The sequence below is a fragment of the Streptomyces sp. NPDC017979 genome, assembly GCF_044328175.1.
GTDB lineage: Bacteria > Actinomycetota > Actinomycetes > Streptomycetales > Streptomycetaceae > Streptomyces.
On the sequence record NZ_JBIRGU010000006.1, the window covers coordinates 220,499 to 238,114 of the forward strand.

Sequence of the window (17,616 nt, forward strand, 5' to 3'; positions counted from 1 at the left end):
CGCGTCCTGACGTGCGTGCCGTCGCCACGCCCTCGTCGTGGTGCCGTCATGCCCTGCCGCGCGACGTCGACCGCCCTTTGATGTCCACTTTGACCAGTTAGGTCACGTTAGTTCAAGGAGCTCGCCGCCGTGCGTTCCGCCCGACTTCGCAAGTCCATCGTCCTGACCTCCGCGGTCCTGTGCACGGGTCTGGTGCTGAGCGCCTGTGGTGAGTCAGACAAGTCGTCGGGCTCCGGCAAGAGCCAGGGCGACGTCAAGGTCGCGACCGCCAAGGGCGAGGTCGAGGTGCCCCTCAAGCCCGCCCGGGTCGTCGCCCTCGACAACACCTCCTTCGGCACGCTCAAGGCGCTCGGCGTCAAGCCCGTCTCGGTGCCCAAGCAGCTGCTGCCGAAGGAGGGCTACGACGACTGGAGAAACGATTCTTCGATCCAGGACGCCGGCATCCACCACGAGCCGAAGTTCGAGGCCATCAACGCCGCCGAGCCGGACCTGATCATCGGCGGCTACCGCTTCGCCGAGCACCACGACAAGCTGTCCAAGATCGCCAAGACGATCGACATCGCCCCGTCCGACGAGGCCAAGGGCGGCTACGTCAACTCCCTGAAGGGCCAGACCGAGACCCTCGGCAAGATCTTCGGCAAGGAGAAGGAGGCCAAGGAGATCGTCGCCGCCCTGGACAAGGCCCAGCAGTCGGCCACCGGCGCCACCAAGGGCGAGAAGGTCTTCCTCGGCGTCGCCAGCGCCGGCAAGGTGGACAACGGCGCCAGCCGGATCAGCCGTCTCACCCAGCCGCTGAACCTGAAGAACGTGCTCAGCGCCGAGGGCGAGAAGAGCACCTCCGTGCACGACAACTCCGGGCTGGCCCCCGAGACCATCGCGAAGCTCAACCCCGACTGGGTGATCCTGCTCGACCGCGACGCCGCCGTGGGCGCCAAGGAGGGCGCCACCGCGGTGCCCGCGAAGAAGGTCGTGGAGAGCATGGAGGCGTGGGAGAAGACCACGTTCCGCACCAAGGACCAGGTCATCTACCTGGACAACGACTTCTACCTGACCGAGGGCATCCAGGCGTACACCGAGGCGTTCGGCCAGGTGGCGACCGCCTTCGGCAAGGCCGGCTGACCCCTTCCCGTCGGTGCGGCAGCGTCCCCGACCACCTCGCCGTGGTCGGGGGCGCCGCCGCGTCACCACCCACCCGTCCGGAAGTCCGATGCGCCGACTCCCCCTGCTGCTGGCCGCCCTCGGCGTGCTGGCCCTGGTCACTGCCTCGCTGTTCGTGGGCAGTTACGACATCGACCTGCACGCGCTGTTCACCGACCCCGACGCGCGGAACATGTTCCTCATCTCCCGGGTGCCGCGAACGCTCGCGCTGGTCCTCGCCGCCGCCGCGATGGCGGTCTCCGGCGTGATCATGCAGATGCTCGTCCAGAACCGCTTCGTCGAGCCGACCACCACCGGCACCAGCGAGTGGGCGGCCCTGGGCGTGCTGCTGCTCACCCTGCTCGCCCCGACCGCGTCGCCCCTGGTCAAGATGGGCGCCGCCAGCGCCTTCGCGTTCGCCGGAGCGCTCGTCTTCCTGGTCGTGCTCAGCCGGATCGCGCTCAAGTCCCAGGTCATCGTGCCGATCGTGGGCATCATGCTGGGCGCGTTGATCAGCTCGTTGACGCTGTACATCGCGTCCTCCAACCAACTGCTCCAGACGCTCGCCACCTGGCGCTCGGGCGGTTTCAGTTCGATCGTCCGCGGAAACTACGAGCCGCTGTGGGTGGTGGGCGCCGTCGTCGTCGGGCTCTACCTGGCCGCCGACCGCTTCACCATCGCCGGGCTCGGTCGGGACACGGCCACGAGCCTGGGACTGCCGTACCGCAGCATCATGTTCGTCGGGCTGACCATGGTCGCCCTGGCCACCGGCGTGACCACCGTCGTCGTGGGGTTCATCCCCTTCCTCGGGTTGATCGTCCCCAACCTCGTCTCGATGGTCCGCGGCGACGACATCCGCCGCAACCTGCCGTGGGTGGTGCTCAGCAGCGTGGCGCTCTTGATCGCCTGCGACCTCGTCGGACGGCTCGTCGTCGCCCCGTTGGAGATCCCGGCGACGGTGGTGCTCGGTGCCGTCGGAGCGGTCGTGTTCGTCGTGATGATCTTGCGTCAGCGGGAGAAGGCCCATGTCTGAGACTCGACCGTCCGCACCCGCGGCCCCCGACGGCGGCCGGAGCGAGCGCAAGGGCGCCCGTCCCCGCGCGGGCCTGCCGGTCCCCGCCCGGTTCGCCGTGGTGGCGGTGCTCACCGCCACCGCCGTGGTCAGCTACCTCTTCCTCTTCATCCAGGGCTCCTTCGACTTCGCCTTCGAGCGGCGGCTGACCGTCGTCGGGACCATGGCGGTGGTCGCCTTCGCCCACGCCGTGGGCACGGTGGTCTTCCAGACCATCACCCACAACCGGATCCTCACCCCGTCGATCATGGGCTTCGACGCGGTCTACATCCTGATGCAGACCCTCCTGGTCTCCGTCTTCGGCGGCAGCGTGCTCGCCGCCACCGACGGGATGCCGAAGCTGATCACCCAGACCCTGCTGATGGTCTGCTTCACGATGCTGCTGTTCCGCTGGCTCTTCTCCGGCCGCGGCGGCAGCCTCCACGTCATGCTGCTGGTCGGCGTGGTGCTCGGACTGGCCTTCCGCAGCCTGTCGGACTTCCTCCAACGGCTGCTCTCGCCCTCCGAGTACGACGTGCTGGCGACCCGGCTCTTCGGCCGGCTCACCAGCGCGGAAGTCGCGTACCTCCCGGTCGCGGCGCTCGTCTGCCTGGTCACCGGCGCCGTCGTGTGGCACCGCTGCCACCGGCTGGACGCCCTGCTGCTGGGGCGGGACGCCGCCACCAACCTCGGCGTCGCGCACAAGCGCGAGCTGACCGTGATGCTGCTGCTGGTTTCCCTGCTGATCGCGATGTCCACCGCGCTCGCCGGCCCCATGACCTTCTTCGGCTTCGTCACCGCGATGCTCGCGTACCAGTTCACCGGCACCCACCGGCACGCCGCCGTCCTCCCGATGGCCTTCCTCATCGGGCTGCTCACCCTGGTCGGCGGCCAGTTCGTCCTGGAGCACGTCTTCTACGCCTCCGGCATGCTCACCGTCGTCATCGAGTTCCTCGGCGGGGCGGTCTTCCTCGCGCACCTCCTCAGGAAGGGCACCCTGTGATCGAGTTCACCGACATCCGCAAGGCGTACGGGGAGCACGTGGTGCTCGGCCCGGTCACCGGCCGGATCCCGGCGGGCGGGGTGACCTCGCTCGTCGGCCCCAACGGCGCCGGGAAGTCCACCCTGCTGACGATCGTCGGCCGGCTCGCGGAGCCGACCTCCGGCACGGTCACGGTCGACGGCATCGACGTGCACCGGGCGAAGTCCCGCGACGTGGCCCGGGTGCTGTCCATCCTCCGGCAGGAGAACCACTTCACCGCCCGCGTCACCGTGCGGGAACTGGTCTCCTTCGGCCGCTTCCCGCACTGCCGGGGACGGCTCACCAAGCAGGACGTCGCCCACGTCGACGAGGCCCTGGACTTCCTCCACCTCGGCGACCTCCAGCACCGCTACCTCGACCAGCTCTCCGGCGGTCAGCGGCAGCGGGCCTACGTGGCGATGGTGCTGGCCCAGGACACCCAGTACGTGCTGCTGGACGAGCCCCTCAACAACCTCGACATGAAGCACTCCGTCCGGATGATGGGCCAACTGCGCCGGGCCGCCGACGAACTCGGCAAGACGGTCGTCCTCATCGTCCACGACATCAACTTCGCCGCCACCTACTCCGACCGCGTCATCGCCCTGCGCGACGGCCGCATCGCGGCCTCCGGCACGGTGGACGAGATGATGCGCGCCGAGGTGCTGACCGAGGTGTTCGACACCCCGGTCCAGATCCACGAGGTGGACGGGCAGCGGACGGCGGTCTACTACCGCTGACCACCTCTTGCCGCGCGCCCTGCCGCCCGCGACCACGCCTGACCGGCCTGACCGGCCTGACCGACCTGACCGGCCAGACCGGTCAGGGCCTTCGGGCCGAGCACGACACCACCGTCCACGTCGGATGGCGAAAGTCCGGCCGGTCCATGCAGGCGACGCCCCGGGCGATCTGCGCGGCGCTCAACAGGCCCCGGGCGATCAGCTCCGGCGTCGCCCGGGCGAAGCAACTGCGCCAGTAGGCGTCCTCCACGGGATCCTCGCCGACCACCGCCGTGCGCCGGTGCACGGTCACGTCGGTGAGCCCCGCGGCCGCCAGCGCCGCCGGAACGCGGTCGGCCCACGCGTGGTCGGTGCCGTGGACGCGGCGCAGGAGTTCGGCGCAGCTCCGGAGCAGGGTGGCGAAGGCCGGGTGGCCGTCGGCGTCGAGATGGGCGTACGTGGGGTCTTCGACCACGAGTCGACCGGTGCCGGGCGTGAGCCAGCGGGCCATCCGCGCCACCAGCCGTTCCGGGTGGGGCAGATGGGTGAGCACGGCGCGCGCGTGGACGAGGTCGTACGCGTCGGCCGCCAACTCCGAGGCGGTGACGTCGTGCCGGACCACGCTGACGTGCGTCGGCCAGGAGTGGGCCCGCAGGAAGCCGGTGTCGATGTCCGTCGCCGTCACCCGGCCCCGGGGAAACCGGGCGGCGAGGTGGTGCACCAGGGCGCCGCTGCCGGCGCCGACGACCGCGCACGCCGCGTCGTGGGGGAGCGGCAGGGCGTCGATCAGGGCTCGGCTGGTGGGGTCGCAGGTGGCTTCCAGCAGCGCGAGCCGGGCGGCTTCGCCCGGCCGGCGGTGCCCGAGGACACCACCGGCGTACGACGGTTCGCTCATGCGGCGATCGCGGTCGAGGAGGCGGGACGGGGCGCCAGGTCGGGATTGCGGGCCAGCGTCGCCTCGTGCAGGGGCTGGTAGCTGTTCCAGCCCAGTAGGTGGGAGCCCAGCTGAGCGGCGGTGAGCCGCGCCACCTCGTCCGGGATCGGCCGGGGAGCGCCACCGGCGGCCGCGGCGGCGTCCGCGAGCAGTTGGACGTGACAGGAGGTGTCCAGGAGCGTGAACCACCAGGCCGCCGCGTCCAACGTCTCGCCCACCGTCACCAGCCCGTGGTTCTTCAGGATGATCGCCTTCCCGGAGCCGAGGGTGGCCGCGATGCGGCGGCCGTCGTCCTTGGCGAGTACGAGCCCGGTGAAGTCGTCGAAGACTTCGTGGTCCTCGAAGAACGGGCAGGCGTCCTGGGTGAGCGGCGGCAGCTTCCGGGCGAAGGCGGAGAAGGCGCGGCCGTAGACGGTGTGCAGATGGATGACGGCCCGGACGTCCGGGCGGGCCCGGTGGATCTCGGCGTGGATGTTGAAGGCCGCGACGTTCACCCGCCGCGCCCCTTCCACGGTCTCGGTGCTCTCGCCGTCCACCCGTACCAAGTGCTCCGGCGTGAGGGTGGAGAACGGCTGGGCGAGCGGATTGGCCCAGTACGTACCGGAGTGCTCGGGGTCCGCCACGGTGATCAGCCCGGCCAGGCCGTCCTGGTCGAAGCCGAGGCGGGCGAAGTGCCGCAGGGCGACGGCGTGGCGGTGCTTGAGGTGGGCGCGGTGCTCGGCGTGGGTGTCGAAGACCGGCGGGCGGGCGAAGTAGCCGTCGCCGGGCATGTTCGCCAGCGGGTCCGTCACGAGGTGCTCCCTTCGCCGGCCGCTGCGGTCGTGCCCGGGCGGGCGGCGCGGAGTTGCTCGTCCCGGCCGGACTGGCCGTGGAAGAAGCAGTTCCAGGAGGCCAGGACCTCGGTCATGTCGCCCGTGTAGCTGCGCTCCGCCTTGACGTAGTCGCCGCTGCGCCCGAAGGACCAGCCGATGACGTTGCACTCGTCCGCGTCGTGGCTCGGCGCCGCGTCCAGGAAGGCGCGGATCCGCCCGGGCACCCGCGGCAGCCGGTCCTTGGGCACACGCAGCGCGTAGAAGCAGACCCGCTCCACCGCCCCGCCCGCCATCGGCACGGTGACGGCGACGCAGTAGTCGTCCGGTACGTACGCGATGACCTCGGCGACCAGGTCCGGCCGGGGCGGCGCGCCGCCCGCCAGGGCGTGGATGCGGGCGAACTGCCGCTCGGTGAGCGGCCCTTCGGCGCGGAAGTAGAAGTTCGCGGTGCTCCTTCGCCAGTCGCAGGCCACGAACCGCAGGTGCGCCAGGCCCAGCGCCAGGAAGTCCGGCAGCAGGTCCCGCACCGCGGTGGGCACCTGGCGCCCGCCGAACACCTCCGCGGCCGGACGCAGCCCGCCGAAGTGCAACCACGTCTTGGCGAGTCCCCGCGCGGCGTCGAAGTCCCCGGACTGCACCGGGGCGCCGTCGTACATCTCGCTCCACGCCCGGACCGCGGGCAGCATCGGATGCGCCGCGTGGAGCAGGCGCGCCGCCACTGCCCGGCCGAGGGTGTCGGTCCGGGTCCGGGAGAAGAAGCGGTACGCCAGGTGGTCACCGGGGCGGCTGGTGGTCTTCCACAGGGTCGCTCCGCTGGCGAAGTTCTCCGCGAACGCGTCGATGACGGTGTCAATGGTGCGGTGGGAGACCGGCGCGCCGATGGCCCCGGCCGTGCTGATGATGTCCGCGCGAAACCGCCGGGTGGACAAAGTTGACAAACGGGATGGGAGGGGTGGTGCTGATGAGGCAGTTGCGTCGAAGGAGGAGGGGGGCATGGAACTCCTTGTCGACCGGTACGGCGAGATGTGTTCCCCCGTGCAACAACCACCCTCATGATCCGACCGTCCGGACCCGGGAACCAGGGCGCACGCCCCGGCTTGCGAGAGCACTCGTCACGTTCCCTCCACGCCTCCCGTCAGCGAGCCAGTTCGCGCAGCACCCGTGCGGTGGCCTCGTCCGCCGGGAAGAAGGTCTCCACGGCCAACTCCGACAGGGTCACGTCCGCCGGCGCGCCGAAGGTGGCGATCATGCTGAACAGCGACAGGTCCCCGAGCGGCGTCCGGACCCGCAGCGGTGCCGTGAACCCGCCGGGGTCGGTCGGCGCCGGCACGCCGTCGCCCGCCTCCGGTGGCGCGGGGTACGCGGAGACCTCGTCGTGCAGTTCCCGCAACTCCCGGCTGCCCGTCGCGGCGGCCTGCTGGGCGAGGCGCGCGAGGGCGTGCCCGCGGACCTCGGCGAAGTTCAGACAGTGCCCGGCGAGGCCGTCCGGGTGCAGGATCAACCGCATGACGTTCGCGTCCGGGCCGGTCAGCCAGGACGGCACGGGACCCAGCAGGACCGACATGGCCGCGTTGCGGTCGACGACGTTCCAGCCGCGGTCGATCACGACCGACGGATTCGGCTCGTGGTTCGCCAGCATCGCCCGCAGCGCCGCGTGCGCCATCGTCATCCGCTCGCTGTCGAGCGGGCTCTCGCGGTACGCGGGCGCGTAGCCGGCCGCGAGCAGCAGCCCGTTGCGGTCCCGTAGCGGTACGTCCAGGTGCTCGGCCAGCCGCAGCACCATGCTCCGGCTGGGGCGCGCCCGGCCCGTCTCGACGCAGGACAGGTGCCGGGTCGAGGTGTCCGCCAGCAGCGCCAGGTCGAGTTGGCTGAGCTTCCTGCGCCGCCGCCACTGCCGGAGCAGCCCGCCGACGCGGCGCGGATCGTCGTCGTCCATGCCCCCCACCGTAGCCATCTGCGCCAGCCGGGCCATGACCTGGGAGGTCATGGAGTCCATGACGTCGCACGTGTCACGGTGAGCGCCCCTCCCCGTGAGGGCCACGCCCCCGACGCAAAGGAACTCGCGATGACGCACGCCCGGCCCACGCCCACCACGGCACTCACCGAAGCCGCCCGCCCCGACGACCCGGCGCGGATGCTGCGCCTGGTGGTGCGCGTCGACGGCGTGAGCACCGCGGTGATGGCCGCGATCCTGATCGTCGCCGCCGGCCCGCTCGGGGACCTGACCGGCATGCCCGCCGCTTTCACCTACGGATTCGGCGCCTATCAACTCGCCGGGGCCGCAGTCCTGCTCCTGATCGCCCGCCTTCCGGTGATCCGTCCCGTGATCGCGCGAACGGTCATCACCGTGAATCTGCTCTCGGGCGTCGGCTGCGTCGCGCTGGCGTTCGCCGACCCGCTCTCCCTCACCGACTTCGGATGTGTCTTCCTGCTGGTCGGAGCGGTCGTCGTGACGGTCTACGCGGCCCTTGAGCAGGTGGGTCTGCGCCGGCTGACGCACGCGGCCTGACGGTGCGCGGCGGCCCGCCCCGCACCGGGGCGCCGCGGCCCGCGCGTAAGGTGCGCCACATCCGTCGGACGGCGCCGACGGCCCGGGTTACGGTGGAGCGCTTCGCGCGGAGCGCGGGCCGAGTTCCTCTCCCGTGTCGTGCGGGCACGGGGCGTCCCAGCGACCCGCGGAACTCACCCGCACCACTTCGCTAACATGATCGAATTCGCGACGATCGCCCTGATCACCCTCCCTTCACTGGAAACAGTGGCATTCGGCGCGAAAGCCGCCCTTAACCAAAAATCAAGCAAATCGGCCAAATCATTGATACGTGTAACATCGCGGGACGCTTCGCGAATAAGTAGCCAAAAGCTGCCCGCTGGTTGGCGCCGGCCACGGGTGTTGCTGTGGGGCGCAGCGGGCCTGGTGGTCCTCGGCTTCCTCATCGCGCTGGAGGTCTCCGCACGCCATTACGGTCTGCCCGGGCCGATGACCACCCAGGCGCGCGAGCTGATCGTCAAGCCCGCGTCGGGGCCGCTGCTCTACGCCAGCATGGCGCTGATGATGGTGGTGCTCACCTGGCGGCAGCGGTTCATCGCCCTCGGCGCCGCGATAGGCATCGACCTCGTCCTCACGCTCGTACGCTGGCTGCTGGACGCCCGAATAGGCTCCGGCAGCGGGGCGCTGTGGGTGATCGTCGCCTGTGCGGTCATCGCCGTCACGCGCCGCACCGGCGCGGAGCGCACCCTGCTGCTGAAGGGCGTCGGACTGGGCCTGATCCTGGTGACGGGCCGCAAGACCGGCGACACCTGGCTGCTGATCACCTCCAAGACCAAGCCAGAAGTGCTCGACCCCTACCTGGTCACCGCGGACCAGGCGCTGGGCAACCCGTCCTGGGTGGTGGGCCGGGTCGTCGAAGCCACCGGCAACATCGGCGAGAACGTCCTCGACTGGGTCTACGTCCAACTCGCCGTCGCCGCCGTGGTGGCGGCGCTGTACCAACTGCGCAACGTGGCCAGGGACCGCGCCTTCCCCAGCCACCACCTGGTCCGCACGTTCCTCGTGATCGGACTGCTCGGCCCGGGCATCTACATGATCTTCCCGGTCGTCGGACCGATCTACGCCTACGGCGCGGAAGGCGGTTCCTGGGCCGCCGCCGAGGTCTGGCCGAACGCACTGCCGTCCATCGGCACCCCCGAGGCGTTCACCTTCGACGAGTTCACCCCGCGCAACTGCATGCCCAGCCTCCACACGGCATGGTCGGTGGCGATCTTCGTCCACACCCGCAAGAGCCCCCGCCTGCTGAAGTACGCCGGCACGTTCTGGCTGGTCGCCACGCTCGCCGCGACGCTGGGCTTCGGCTACCACTACGGCGTGGACCTCATCGCCGGCGTCGTCTTCGTGCTCACCATCGAGGCGGCCCTGCGCGGCCTGAACCGCGGCTGGGACCGCTCGGCCACGCTCATCGTCGCCCACGGCGTCACGACCTTCGCCGCGCTGCTGGTCTCCTACCGCTTCCTGGCGACGGAGATGGCCGACTACCCGTGGGTGTTCGGCCCCCTCCTGCTCCTGTCGATGGCCTCGGTGATCTACGTCTACGTCCGCACCACGCGGGCCTGGGACGCGCAGCCCGCGCCGTCCCGGGAGCCGAAGTCGGAGCCCGAGTTGGTGTGATCCGCTGGGCGTCGAGCGGGGCCGGTCGTGGTGACCGGCCCCGCCCGACGCCGGCGATGGCCTCGGTCCACGCGCGGGACACGAAGGCGAGTCGTGCGCGGGCGGTGGCTCTTGGATTCGCGTACGTGGACGGTGGAATGCACCGCGGAATATCCCGCCCGTGAGGTGCGCGTCGAGATCGAGCAACTCGAACCGTTCGTGCGCAGTGATCGATACCCGCCCGCCCATCACCCGGTGATTTCGTCGACCCTCCTTTGATAACCGAGGGGGGAATTACGATGCCGGAATGTTGAGAATCAAGCTGTTCGCCACGTTAGCCGCGCTGGCGCTGACCATGGTCGCCCTCCCCGCCACGGCCTTCGCCGATGAGACGGGCACCCGCACCGGAGCGAGCACCACCCGCGTCGAGTACAAGGGCACGGTGACGACGCTGGCCGCCCTGGAGAGCGAGATCGGCGAGACCCACTGTCACGACGGGAACGGTCAGGGCCAGCTCACCTGCTTCGCGACCGAACGCGAGGTGGACCTCGACCTGATCGCCAGGGGCGGCCTGCCCCCCGAGGCCGCCAAGGAAGCCGCCCGGAAGTGGGGAGTCGCCCTTCCGAAGCAGACCCGCACCGCGACCGCTCCCGCCGGCACGTGTCACCCCTGGGTGACCATTCGCTACTACGACGGTCTCAACGGCACGGGCTCGTCGACCAACATGTACTGCGACTACTCGAACTTCGGCAGCGTCGGCTTCAACGACCGCGCGGACTCGATGCTGTGCTACGTCTGTCCGTCGCCCATCGGGACGAATCCGCACCAGGTTCAGATGATGAAGACGTATCAGCAATTCAATCAGCAAATGCTCCTGATGAACACGATGACGAACGTACGGCACAACATCAGTGCAGCGCTCAGGAACACGGCTTCGTCGAACCAGCTTCGCTTCAACTAGCAGAGCCCGTCCCGAGGAATCGGCGGCAATCCGTCCGCTCGGGCAGAAACACCTTCACGGCGGCGGGCCGACTCGACCCGCCGCCGTCCTGTCTCGAACTCGTCGAGACCCGCCCCCTTGAGTCAGGAGTCGTCCACCCGCGCTAAGGGCCGTCCCCCAGCGCGCAGCACTCGCGGTCAATCACGGGCCGGGCCGCTGAACCCATCGGGCCGTGCGCCCTGCCCGGCGATGAACCCACCCCATGCGGCGGATGTGAAGCTGAGCTGTGCGCCGCCGCGGTTCTTGGAGTCGCGTACGTGGACGGTGTGGGGGTTGGCTGCGACCTCGACGCACTCGCCGCCGTCCCCGCCGCTGTGGCTGCTCTTGCGCCAGTTATGTTGCGTGGCTTGGTCGGTGATGAATGTGACCCAAGCGTGGGGTGCGATGGTGAGATGTGGTCCGCTGGGTTCCTTGGAGTCTCGTACGCGGACTGAGCGGAGGTTGGTGGCAACCTCGACGCACTCGCCGCCTTCTCCACTGCTGTAGGAGCTTTTGTGCCAGCTGGGCTGTGCGGCCTGGCCGGCGATGAACCCACCCCATGCGGCGGACGTGAAGCTGAGCTGTGCGCCGCCGCGGTTCTTGGAGTCGCGTACGTGGACAGTGTGGAGGTTGGCAGCGACCTCGACGCACGCGCCGCCCTCGCTACCGCTGTGACTGCTCTTGAACCAGTTGAGCTGTGGGGCCTGCCCGTTCGTCATGATTCCCCCAGCAGATTCTCGACAAGCGCCCGGGAGCCGGACGGGCTGAGTGCCTGGCCTCGGATGCTCCCGTAGCGTGCGGCCAGCATACGGACCTCCTCCGGGTCGGTGACAAGGCGGTTGAAGCCCTGCACCTCGCTATACCCGACCTGCGCCTTTCCGTTAGGAGTGAGGAGGATGAACGGCCCGTCCATGCCTGCGTGGCTCTCGCAGTCCAGTGGTAGTACCTGGATCTCGACGTTGCGAAGGTGGCTCAGCTCCAATAGGTGTTCCAACTGCTCGTGTTGGATCTGGCGCCCACCGATGCCCCGGCGCAAGACTGACTCCTCGATGACGGCCGTCACGGTCGGAGGGGGCCAACGGGTCAGAATCTGCTGCCGGGCGAGCCTGGCGGCCACACGGTGCTCGATGGTGTCCTCGTCCAGGATGGGGCGCCTCGCGGTGAGGACCGTTCTCGCGTACCTCTCCGTCTGGAAGAGTCCCGGGATGATCAAGGTGCTGTAGTCGTGCAGCTCGACCGCCTGCGCCTCCAACGCCGCATAGTCCCGGAACCACTCCGGATGCCGCACCCTTCTCCGTGCCTTCGCCAGCGCGACATCGTCCGCCAGTACCGCCACCAATCCGCCGCACTTCAGCACTTCGTCCACCGTCACCAGGAACTCCGGTTGCGGGGTGCGGCGGCCGCGTTCGATGGAGGAGATCTGCTCCTCGCCGTAGCCGACTCGCTGGCCCAACTGCCGCTGGTTCAGGCCGGCCCGTTCCCGGGCGGACTTGATCATGCGGCCGATGGCGCGGAAGAGGTCCGTGACCTCTTCCGAACCCGCCGGGTCCTCCGCGCTGCGTGCTTCCATTGCCCACCGCCGTTCTCGATCGTCCCGTGGACTCACCGACCGGCACCCGACGGCCGTCACGGGCGGACATCCGGACAGTTCCGGCAGTAGCCCGGACAGTCCGGCCCGACGGCTGGACAGTCGCGCACCGTACGTCGCCGGATACTCCTCACCGTAGGACCGTCCCGTCACCCTCGGTGAGATGAACCAGGAAATCGGGCCGGCGACCCGTGAACCACGCGCCAACACAGGCAACACGGGCAACGTGAGCCTCCGCAGACTCTTCCCCGCGACCCGTCGAGGGGCTCGCGCCGTGCGGCACGCCGCGGAGCAGTGGCTCGCGGAACATCTGACGCCCGAGGAGCGGCGGGACGGTGACCTGCTTCCCACCGCCGCCCTCCTGATCGCCGAACTCGCGGCGAACGCCGCGTTGCACGGCCGGGTGCGCGGCCGTGAGGCCCGGCTCGTCGCCGTGCTCAGTGCGGAGGAGCTGTGGGTGGAGGTCACCGACGCGCGCGGGGAGCGGCTGCCGGTGCTGCGGGCCGACGCGGACGGGGAGTCGGGGCGCGGGCTGATGCTCGTGGACGCGCTCGCCGACGACTGGGGCGTACTGCCGCACCGGCCCGGCGGGAAGACGGTGTGGGCCGTGTGCCGACGGTGCGGGGCTCACGTCACCGCTGATGCGTGACGGGTTCCTCCCGCACTGCTCCGCCTTCCGCCGCCCCGCTCTCCGGCTCCGCGCCGCCGATCGTGCCGATGTGGCGCAGGGCCACCGCGGAGAGGACGGACAGCGCCAGGATGCCCACGGCCGCGACCACCATGGCCACGTTCAGCCCGGAGGTCGCCGCTTCCTTGGCCTGGTCGAGCAGCCCGTCGGGCAACCGGTCGGCCAGGGAGGTCGCGTTGGCGAGGCTGTCGCCCGTCGCTTCCGCGACGTCGTCGGGCGTGCCCGCGGGGATCGCCTCGTCGATGCGGTCGCGGTACACCGCGGTGCCCAGGCTCCCGAGCGTCGCCACGCCGAGGGCGAGCCCCAGTTCCTGCACCGTCTCCGACATCGCGGACGCGGAGCCCGCCTTCTCCGGGGGCGCGGCGCCCACCACCAGGTCCGTGCCCAGGGACGCGATCGCGCCGAGGCCGAGGTACACCAGCGCGAAGCCCGTCACCATCAGGGGAATGCCGCCCGTCGACGCCACCTGGGTGAGCAGCGCGTACCCGAGTGTGGACAGCGCCAGGGTGGCGGCCATCACGATGCCGGGCCGTACGCGGCGCGCGACCAGGGGCGAACCGATCGCGGCGAGGAACATCATCAGCGCGGGCGGCCCCATCCACAGGCCCGCCTCCACCGGCGGCAGACCTTCCACCAGTTGGAGCTGCTGCGTGATCAGCAGCATCGAGCCGCCGACGCCGATCAGCCCGAGCAGCAGCACGCCGAGCGCCGCACTGAACGTCCGGTTGGTGAAGAGCCGTACGTCCAACAACGGACTCTCCAAGGTGTTTTGGCGCCTGACGAACAGCACCCCGCCCACCAACCCGATCGCCGCGGCGACGAACATGGGCGCCCCGAAGCCCTCCTTGGCGCCCCGCTTCACCGCGTAGACCACCGGCAGGATCGCCACCAGCGACAGCGCGACGCTGAGCAGGTCGAACCGGCCGCGCTGCGGCGCGCGGTACTCGGGGATCAGCAGCGGCGCGGCCACCAGCAGCACGATCGCGACCGGCACCGCGAGGAGGAACGCCGAACCCCACCAGAACCTGGCCAGCATCGCGCCGCCCACCACCGGGCCGAGCGCCATGCCGAGCGCGAAGCTCGTCGCCCACACCCCGATCGCCACCGAACGCTGGCGCGCGTCGGCGAACATGTTGCTGATCAGGGAGAGCGTGGACGGCATCAGGGTGGCCCCGGCGATCCCCAGCGCGGCGCGCGCGGCGATCAGCAGCCCGGTGCTGTCGGAGTACGCGGCGACCACCGAGACCGCCCCGAAGACCGCGGCCCCGATCATCAGCAGCTTCCGCCGACCGATCCGGTCACCCAGCGTGCCCATGGTGATCAGGAACCCGGCGATCAGGAAGCCGTACGCATCCATGATCCACAGCGCTTCGGTGCTGCTCGGCCGCAGGTCCTCGGCGAGCGAGGGGAGGGCGAGGTACAGCACGGTGAGATCGAGGCCGAGCAGCACCGTGGGCAGTGAGAGGACGGCCAGCCCGCCCCACTCCCGGGGGCCGGCCCTGCGTGCGGTCGTGGTGCTCATGGCGCTCCCATGCGTCGTGCTGCCAGAAGGTGTCCGACCACCCTGCCGACCGGCACGCACGGATTCCTGACGGTCCGCTGCCGGTACCCTGTGACCATGCGTTACGGGGTGCTGGGCCCGCTGACCGTCTGGGACGCCGAGGGGCTGCCCGTCAAGGTCCCCGAAGCGAAGGTGCGCGCCCTGCTGGCGGATCTGCTGGCGCACGGGGGCGGTCCGGTGTCGGCCGACCGGCTCATCGAGGACCTGTGGGCGGACCGCCCGCCGGGCGGCGCGGCCAACACGCTCCAGACGAAGGTCTCCGCGCTGCGCCGGGTGCTGGGGCGCGAGCAGGTCGTGCGCGAGCCCGCGGGGTACCGGCTGCTGCTGCCGACCGACGCCGCCGAAACCGGCAGCGCCGTTGACGCGGTGCGGTTCCAGGAGTTGGCCGAACGCGCCCGCGCCCACCGGGACCCGGCGGCGAAGGAAGAACTGTTCGCCGACGCGCTCGCGCTGTGGCGGGGCCCGGCGTACGCGGACGTCGCCGAGTTCCTCTTCGCCCGCGGCGAGATCGCCCGCCTGGAGGAACTGCGGCTGACCGTCCTGGAGGACCGGGCCGAGGCGCGGCTGACGTTGGGCGAGCACCTCGAACTGGCCGCAGAGCTCGGGGACTTGGTGGCACAGCACCCGCTGCGCGAGCGCCTGTGCATGGCGTACATGCGCGCGCTCTACCGGGCCGGTCGACAGGGCGACGCCCTCCACGGCTTCCTGGAGCTGCGCCGTCGGCTCCGGGAGGAGCTGGGGGTGGCGCCCGGGCCGGGAGCCACCGCGCTGTACGAGGCGATCCTGCGGCAGGAACCGCACCTGGTGCCGCCCACCGTCGAGTCGCCGTCCTGCCGCACCAACCTGCCCGCGCCGCTGACCGCGCTGATCGGGCGACGGGAGGCGGTCGACCGGGTGCGGGCCCTGCTCGGCCCCGGCGCGCACACCCGGCTCGTCACGCTCACCGGCCTCGGCGGCGTCGGGAAGACGCGTCTGGCGACGGCCGCCGCGCACGGCATGACGGAGCGGTTCCCCGACGGGGTGTGGCTGGTCGAACTGGCCGGCCTGGGCGCCGCGTCGACCCCCGACGACATCGCCGAACGTGTCATCACGACACTGGGCCTGTGCGACACCGCGGCGTCGGAACCGGACCTGGACGACCTGGTGGGCTGGCTGTGCCGGGCGGTCGCCGAGAAGCACCTGCTGGTCCTGCTGGACAACTGCGAGCACCTGGTCGAGCCGGTCGCCGCGCTCGCCGGCGCCGTACTGGCGAAGGTGCCCGGCGGGCACCTCCTCGTCACCAGCCAAGAAGCCCTCGACGTCCCCGGCGAGGTGGTCCACCCGGTGCCTCCGCTGGCGCTGCCCGAGGACGTCGACCCGGGCGCGGTGGCCCGCGCCGGCGCCGTCGAGCTGTTCGTCGAACGGGCGGCGGCAGCCGTGCCCGGCTTCGTCCTCGACGCGGACAACGCACCCGCCGTGCACGCCATCTGCCGTCGGCTGGACGGCATTCCGCTCGCGTTGGAGCTGGTGGCCCCGCGGCTGCGGACCCTGAGCCCGGACGAACTCGCCGCCTCCCTGGACGGCCGGTTCCCCGGGCCCGAGGTCCGCGCGCGCGGACTGCCCGTCCGGCAACAGACGCTGCGCGGCATGCTCGACTGGAGCTGGCACCTGCTGACCGCGGACGAGCGGACCGTACTGCGGCGGGTGGCCGTCCACGCCGACGGCTGCACCCTGCCGTCCGCCGAAGCCGTCTGCGCCGACCGGGACCTGCCCGCCGAGCGGGTGCCCGACCTGCTCTCCCGCCTGGTGGACCGCTCCCTGGTGGTCCGCAAGGCCGGCCGGTTCCGGCTGCTCGAATCCGTCGCCGCGTACTGCTCCGAGCGGCTCGCGGAGGCGGGCGAGACGGCCGCCGTACGCGCCCGGTTCGTCCGAGCGTGCATCGAACTCGCCGAGCAGCAGGGAGATTTGTTGCGCGGCCGGGGGCAGCGACGCGCCCTGGTGCAGCTCGACGCGGAGACGAACAACCTGCGCCGCGCCCTGGACCTCGCGGTCACCGAGGGCGCCGCCGAACACGCGCTGCGGCTGGTGAACGCGATGGCGTGGTACTGGTTCCTGCGCGGACGGCTCACGGAGGCCCGCCGATCCCTCCAGGCGGCGCTGGCCACCCGCGGCTCGACGGACCCCGCCGTGCGTCCGGCCGCGCACGCGTGGCTCACCGGCGTGGAGCTGCGCACGTCACCGACCGCAACCGCGCTCCACTTGGCTGCGGACCCGACGGCCGGCATCGCCGACCCGGTGCTGCGCGCCCGGCTCCAGTGGTTCGTCGGCACCGGCCTGACCGGTCGCGGCCACCACGGCGAGGGCCGCCACCTTGTCGAGGCGAGCCTCGCGGGCGCCCGCGCCGCCCGGGACCACTGGGGCGAGGCCGCGGCCCTGGTCGAACTCGCCGACCGGACGGACACGGAACTGGGCGCTGCGCTCTTCCGCGAGACCGGCGACCGCTGGGGTCAACTCCGGGCCACCCGCGCACTGGCCCTCGTAGCCGAGCGCAGCGGCGACCGTGCCGGTGCGGAACGCCTCCACCGCGAAGGTCTCCCGGCCGCCGAAGAACTCGGCCTGTGGACCGAGGTCGTCGAGACCTTGACCTTGCTCGGCCGCACCGCCCTGACCGCGGGTGACCCCCGCCGCGCGGCCGACTTCTACGAACGCGCCCGCTCCGTCGCCTCGGACCGGGCCCACACCCGCGGCGAAATCCGCGCCGAAGTCGGCCTCTCCCTCGCCGCCCGCCACCGGGACGACGAGGAAGCGGCCCGCCACCACCTGAACCGCGCCCGGGCCAAGAGCCGCACGTCGGGCTCGCCGACCGATGCCGAAGAGGCCCTGGCGGAACTGGCGCCCGCGCTGGAGGCGTGACCCCCGGGGTGCCGGGTGCTGCCCCCGCGGCGGTCTCGCACGGGCGCGCAGCCGGTGGAGTCCGCGTGGTTCGCCGCGAGCAGGTAGGCCAGGCCG

At 71.2% G+C, this 17,616-nt stretch carries 16 protein-coding genes; 9 read left to right on the top strand and 7 right to left on the bottom strand.

All coding sequences use genetic code 11. The features are described 5' to 3' along the window. The first annotated feature begins 129 nt into the window (after positions 1-129). From ACH4E8_RS18980 to ACH4E8_RS18995, 4 genes are all read left to right on the top strand, one after another. Complete coding sequence (locus tag ACH4E8_RS18980) at positions 130-1,119, top strand: siderophore ABC transporter substrate-binding protein (protein ID WP_398449582.1); 990 nt, start codon at positions 130-132, stop codon at positions 1,117-1,119. A gap of 88 nt (positions 1,120-1,207) precedes the next feature. Beyond that, positions 1,208-2,170 carry an iron chelate uptake ABC transporter family permease subunit gene (locus tag ACH4E8_RS18985; protein WP_398449584.1) on the top strand — a complete coding sequence of 321 codons (963 nt, stop codon included), beginning with the start codon at positions 1,208-1,210 and terminating at the stop codon, positions 2,168-2,170. Further along, positions 2,163-3,191: an iron chelate uptake ABC transporter family permease subunit gene (locus ACH4E8_RS18990; protein ID WP_398449586.1), complete on the top strand. Its 1,029-nt coding sequence runs from the start codon at positions 2,163-2,165 to the stop codon at positions 3,189-3,191. The genes ACH4E8_RS18985 and ACH4E8_RS18990 overlap by 8 nt, the downstream gene beginning before the upstream one ends. Next, positions 3,188-3,946: an ABC transporter ATP-binding protein gene (locus ACH4E8_RS18995; RefSeq protein WP_398449588.1), complete on the top strand. Its 759-nt coding sequence runs from the start codon at positions 3,188-3,190 to the stop codon at positions 3,944-3,946. The genes ACH4E8_RS18990 and ACH4E8_RS18995 overlap by 4 nt, the downstream gene beginning before the upstream one ends. An 82-nt stretch (positions 3,947-4,028) precedes the next feature. Here the strand turns inward: ACH4E8_RS18995 and ACH4E8_RS19000 are convergent, their stop codons facing one another. From ACH4E8_RS19000 to ACH4E8_RS19015, 4 genes are all read right to left on the bottom strand, one after another. Then, on the bottom strand, positions 4,029-4,820 hold the full coding sequence (locus ACH4E8_RS19000; RefSeq protein WP_398449590.1) for a class I SAM-dependent methyltransferase: 792 nt from the start codon (positions 4,818-4,820) through the stop codon (positions 4,029-4,031). Next, complete coding sequence (locus ACH4E8_RS19005) at positions 4,817-5,650, bottom strand: class II aldolase/adducin family protein (RefSeq protein ID WP_398449592.1); 834 nt, start codon at positions 5,648-5,650, stop codon at positions 4,817-4,819. The genes ACH4E8_RS19000 and ACH4E8_RS19005 overlap by 4 nt, the downstream gene beginning before the upstream one ends. Further along, on the bottom strand, positions 5,647-6,600 hold the full coding sequence (locus ACH4E8_RS19010; RefSeq protein WP_398449593.1) for an aromatic prenyltransferase: 954 nt from the start codon (positions 6,598-6,600) through the stop codon (positions 5,647-5,649). Before ACH4E8_RS19010 ends, ACH4E8_RS19005 begins: the two co-directional genes overlap by 4 nt. 206 nt (positions 6,601-6,806) lie before the next feature. Then, the gene (locus ACH4E8_RS19015; protein WP_398449756.1) at positions 6,807-7,607 is read right to left on the bottom strand and encodes a helix-turn-helix domain-containing protein; all 801 of its coding nucleotides are present in this window, start codon (positions 7,605-7,607) and stop codon (positions 6,807-6,809) included. Between the two features lie 129 nt (positions 7,608-7,736). Between ACH4E8_RS19015 and ACH4E8_RS19020 the strand changes: the two genes are divergently transcribed. From ACH4E8_RS19020 to ACH4E8_RS19030, 3 genes are all read left to right on the top strand, one after another. Continuing rightward, complete coding sequence (locus ACH4E8_RS19020) at positions 7,737-8,180, top strand: hypothetical protein (RefSeq protein WP_398449595.1); 444 nt, start codon at positions 7,737-7,739, stop codon at positions 8,178-8,180. 381 nt (positions 8,181-8,561) lie between these two features. Beyond that, a complete protein-coding gene (locus tag ACH4E8_RS19025) occupies positions 8,562-9,833 on the top strand; it encodes a phosphatase PAP2 family protein (RefSeq protein ID WP_398449758.1) in 1,272 nt (423 codons plus the stop codon). Positions 9,834-10,119: 286 nt separating this feature from the next. Then, positions 10,120-10,773: a hypothetical protein gene (locus tag ACH4E8_RS19030; protein ID WP_398449597.1), complete on the top strand. Its 654-nt coding sequence runs from the start codon at positions 10,120-10,122 to the stop codon at positions 10,771-10,773. 176 nt (positions 10,774-10,949) lie between these two features. On the opposite strand, the gene ACH4E8_RS19035 is transcribed toward ACH4E8_RS19030, so the two are convergent. Both ACH4E8_RS19035 and ACH4E8_RS19040 read right to left on the bottom strand, forming a co-directional pair. Continuing rightward, positions 10,950-11,510: a DUF397 domain-containing protein gene (locus tag ACH4E8_RS19035; RefSeq protein WP_398449599.1), complete on the bottom strand. Its 561-nt coding sequence runs from the start codon at positions 11,508-11,510 to the stop codon at positions 10,950-10,952. Beyond that, complete coding sequence (locus tag ACH4E8_RS19040) at positions 11,507-12,361, bottom strand: helix-turn-helix domain-containing protein (protein WP_398449601.1); 855 nt, start codon at positions 12,359-12,361, stop codon at positions 11,507-11,509. Before ACH4E8_RS19040 ends, ACH4E8_RS19035 begins: the two co-directional genes overlap by 4 nt. A 244-nt stretch (positions 12,362-12,605) precedes the next feature. Here ACH4E8_RS19040 and ACH4E8_RS19045 point away from each other — a divergent pair, with 244 nt between their 5' ends. Beyond that, positions 12,606-13,028, top strand: a complete 423-nt coding sequence (locus tag ACH4E8_RS19045) for an ATP-binding protein (RefSeq protein WP_398449603.1) — start codon at positions 12,606-12,608, stop codon at positions 13,026-13,028. Here ACH4E8_RS19045 and ACH4E8_RS19050 read toward each other — a convergent pair. Further along, positions 13,012-14,589 (bottom strand): MFS transporter, encoded by a 1,578-nt coding sequence (locus ACH4E8_RS19050; protein ID WP_398449605.1) that lies wholly within the window; start codon positions 14,587-14,589, stop codon positions 13,012-13,014. The two genes, ACH4E8_RS19045 and ACH4E8_RS19050, sit on opposite strands and share 17 nt — an antisense overlap. Before the next feature lie 96 nt (positions 14,590-14,685). Between ACH4E8_RS19050 and ACH4E8_RS19055 the strand changes: the two genes are divergently transcribed. Then, a complete protein-coding gene (locus tag ACH4E8_RS19055; protein ID WP_398449607.1) occupies positions 14,686-17,520 on the top strand; it encodes a BTAD domain-containing putative transcriptional regulator in 2,835 nt (944 codons plus the stop codon). The last annotated feature ends 96 nt before the right edge of the window (positions 17,521-17,616 follow it).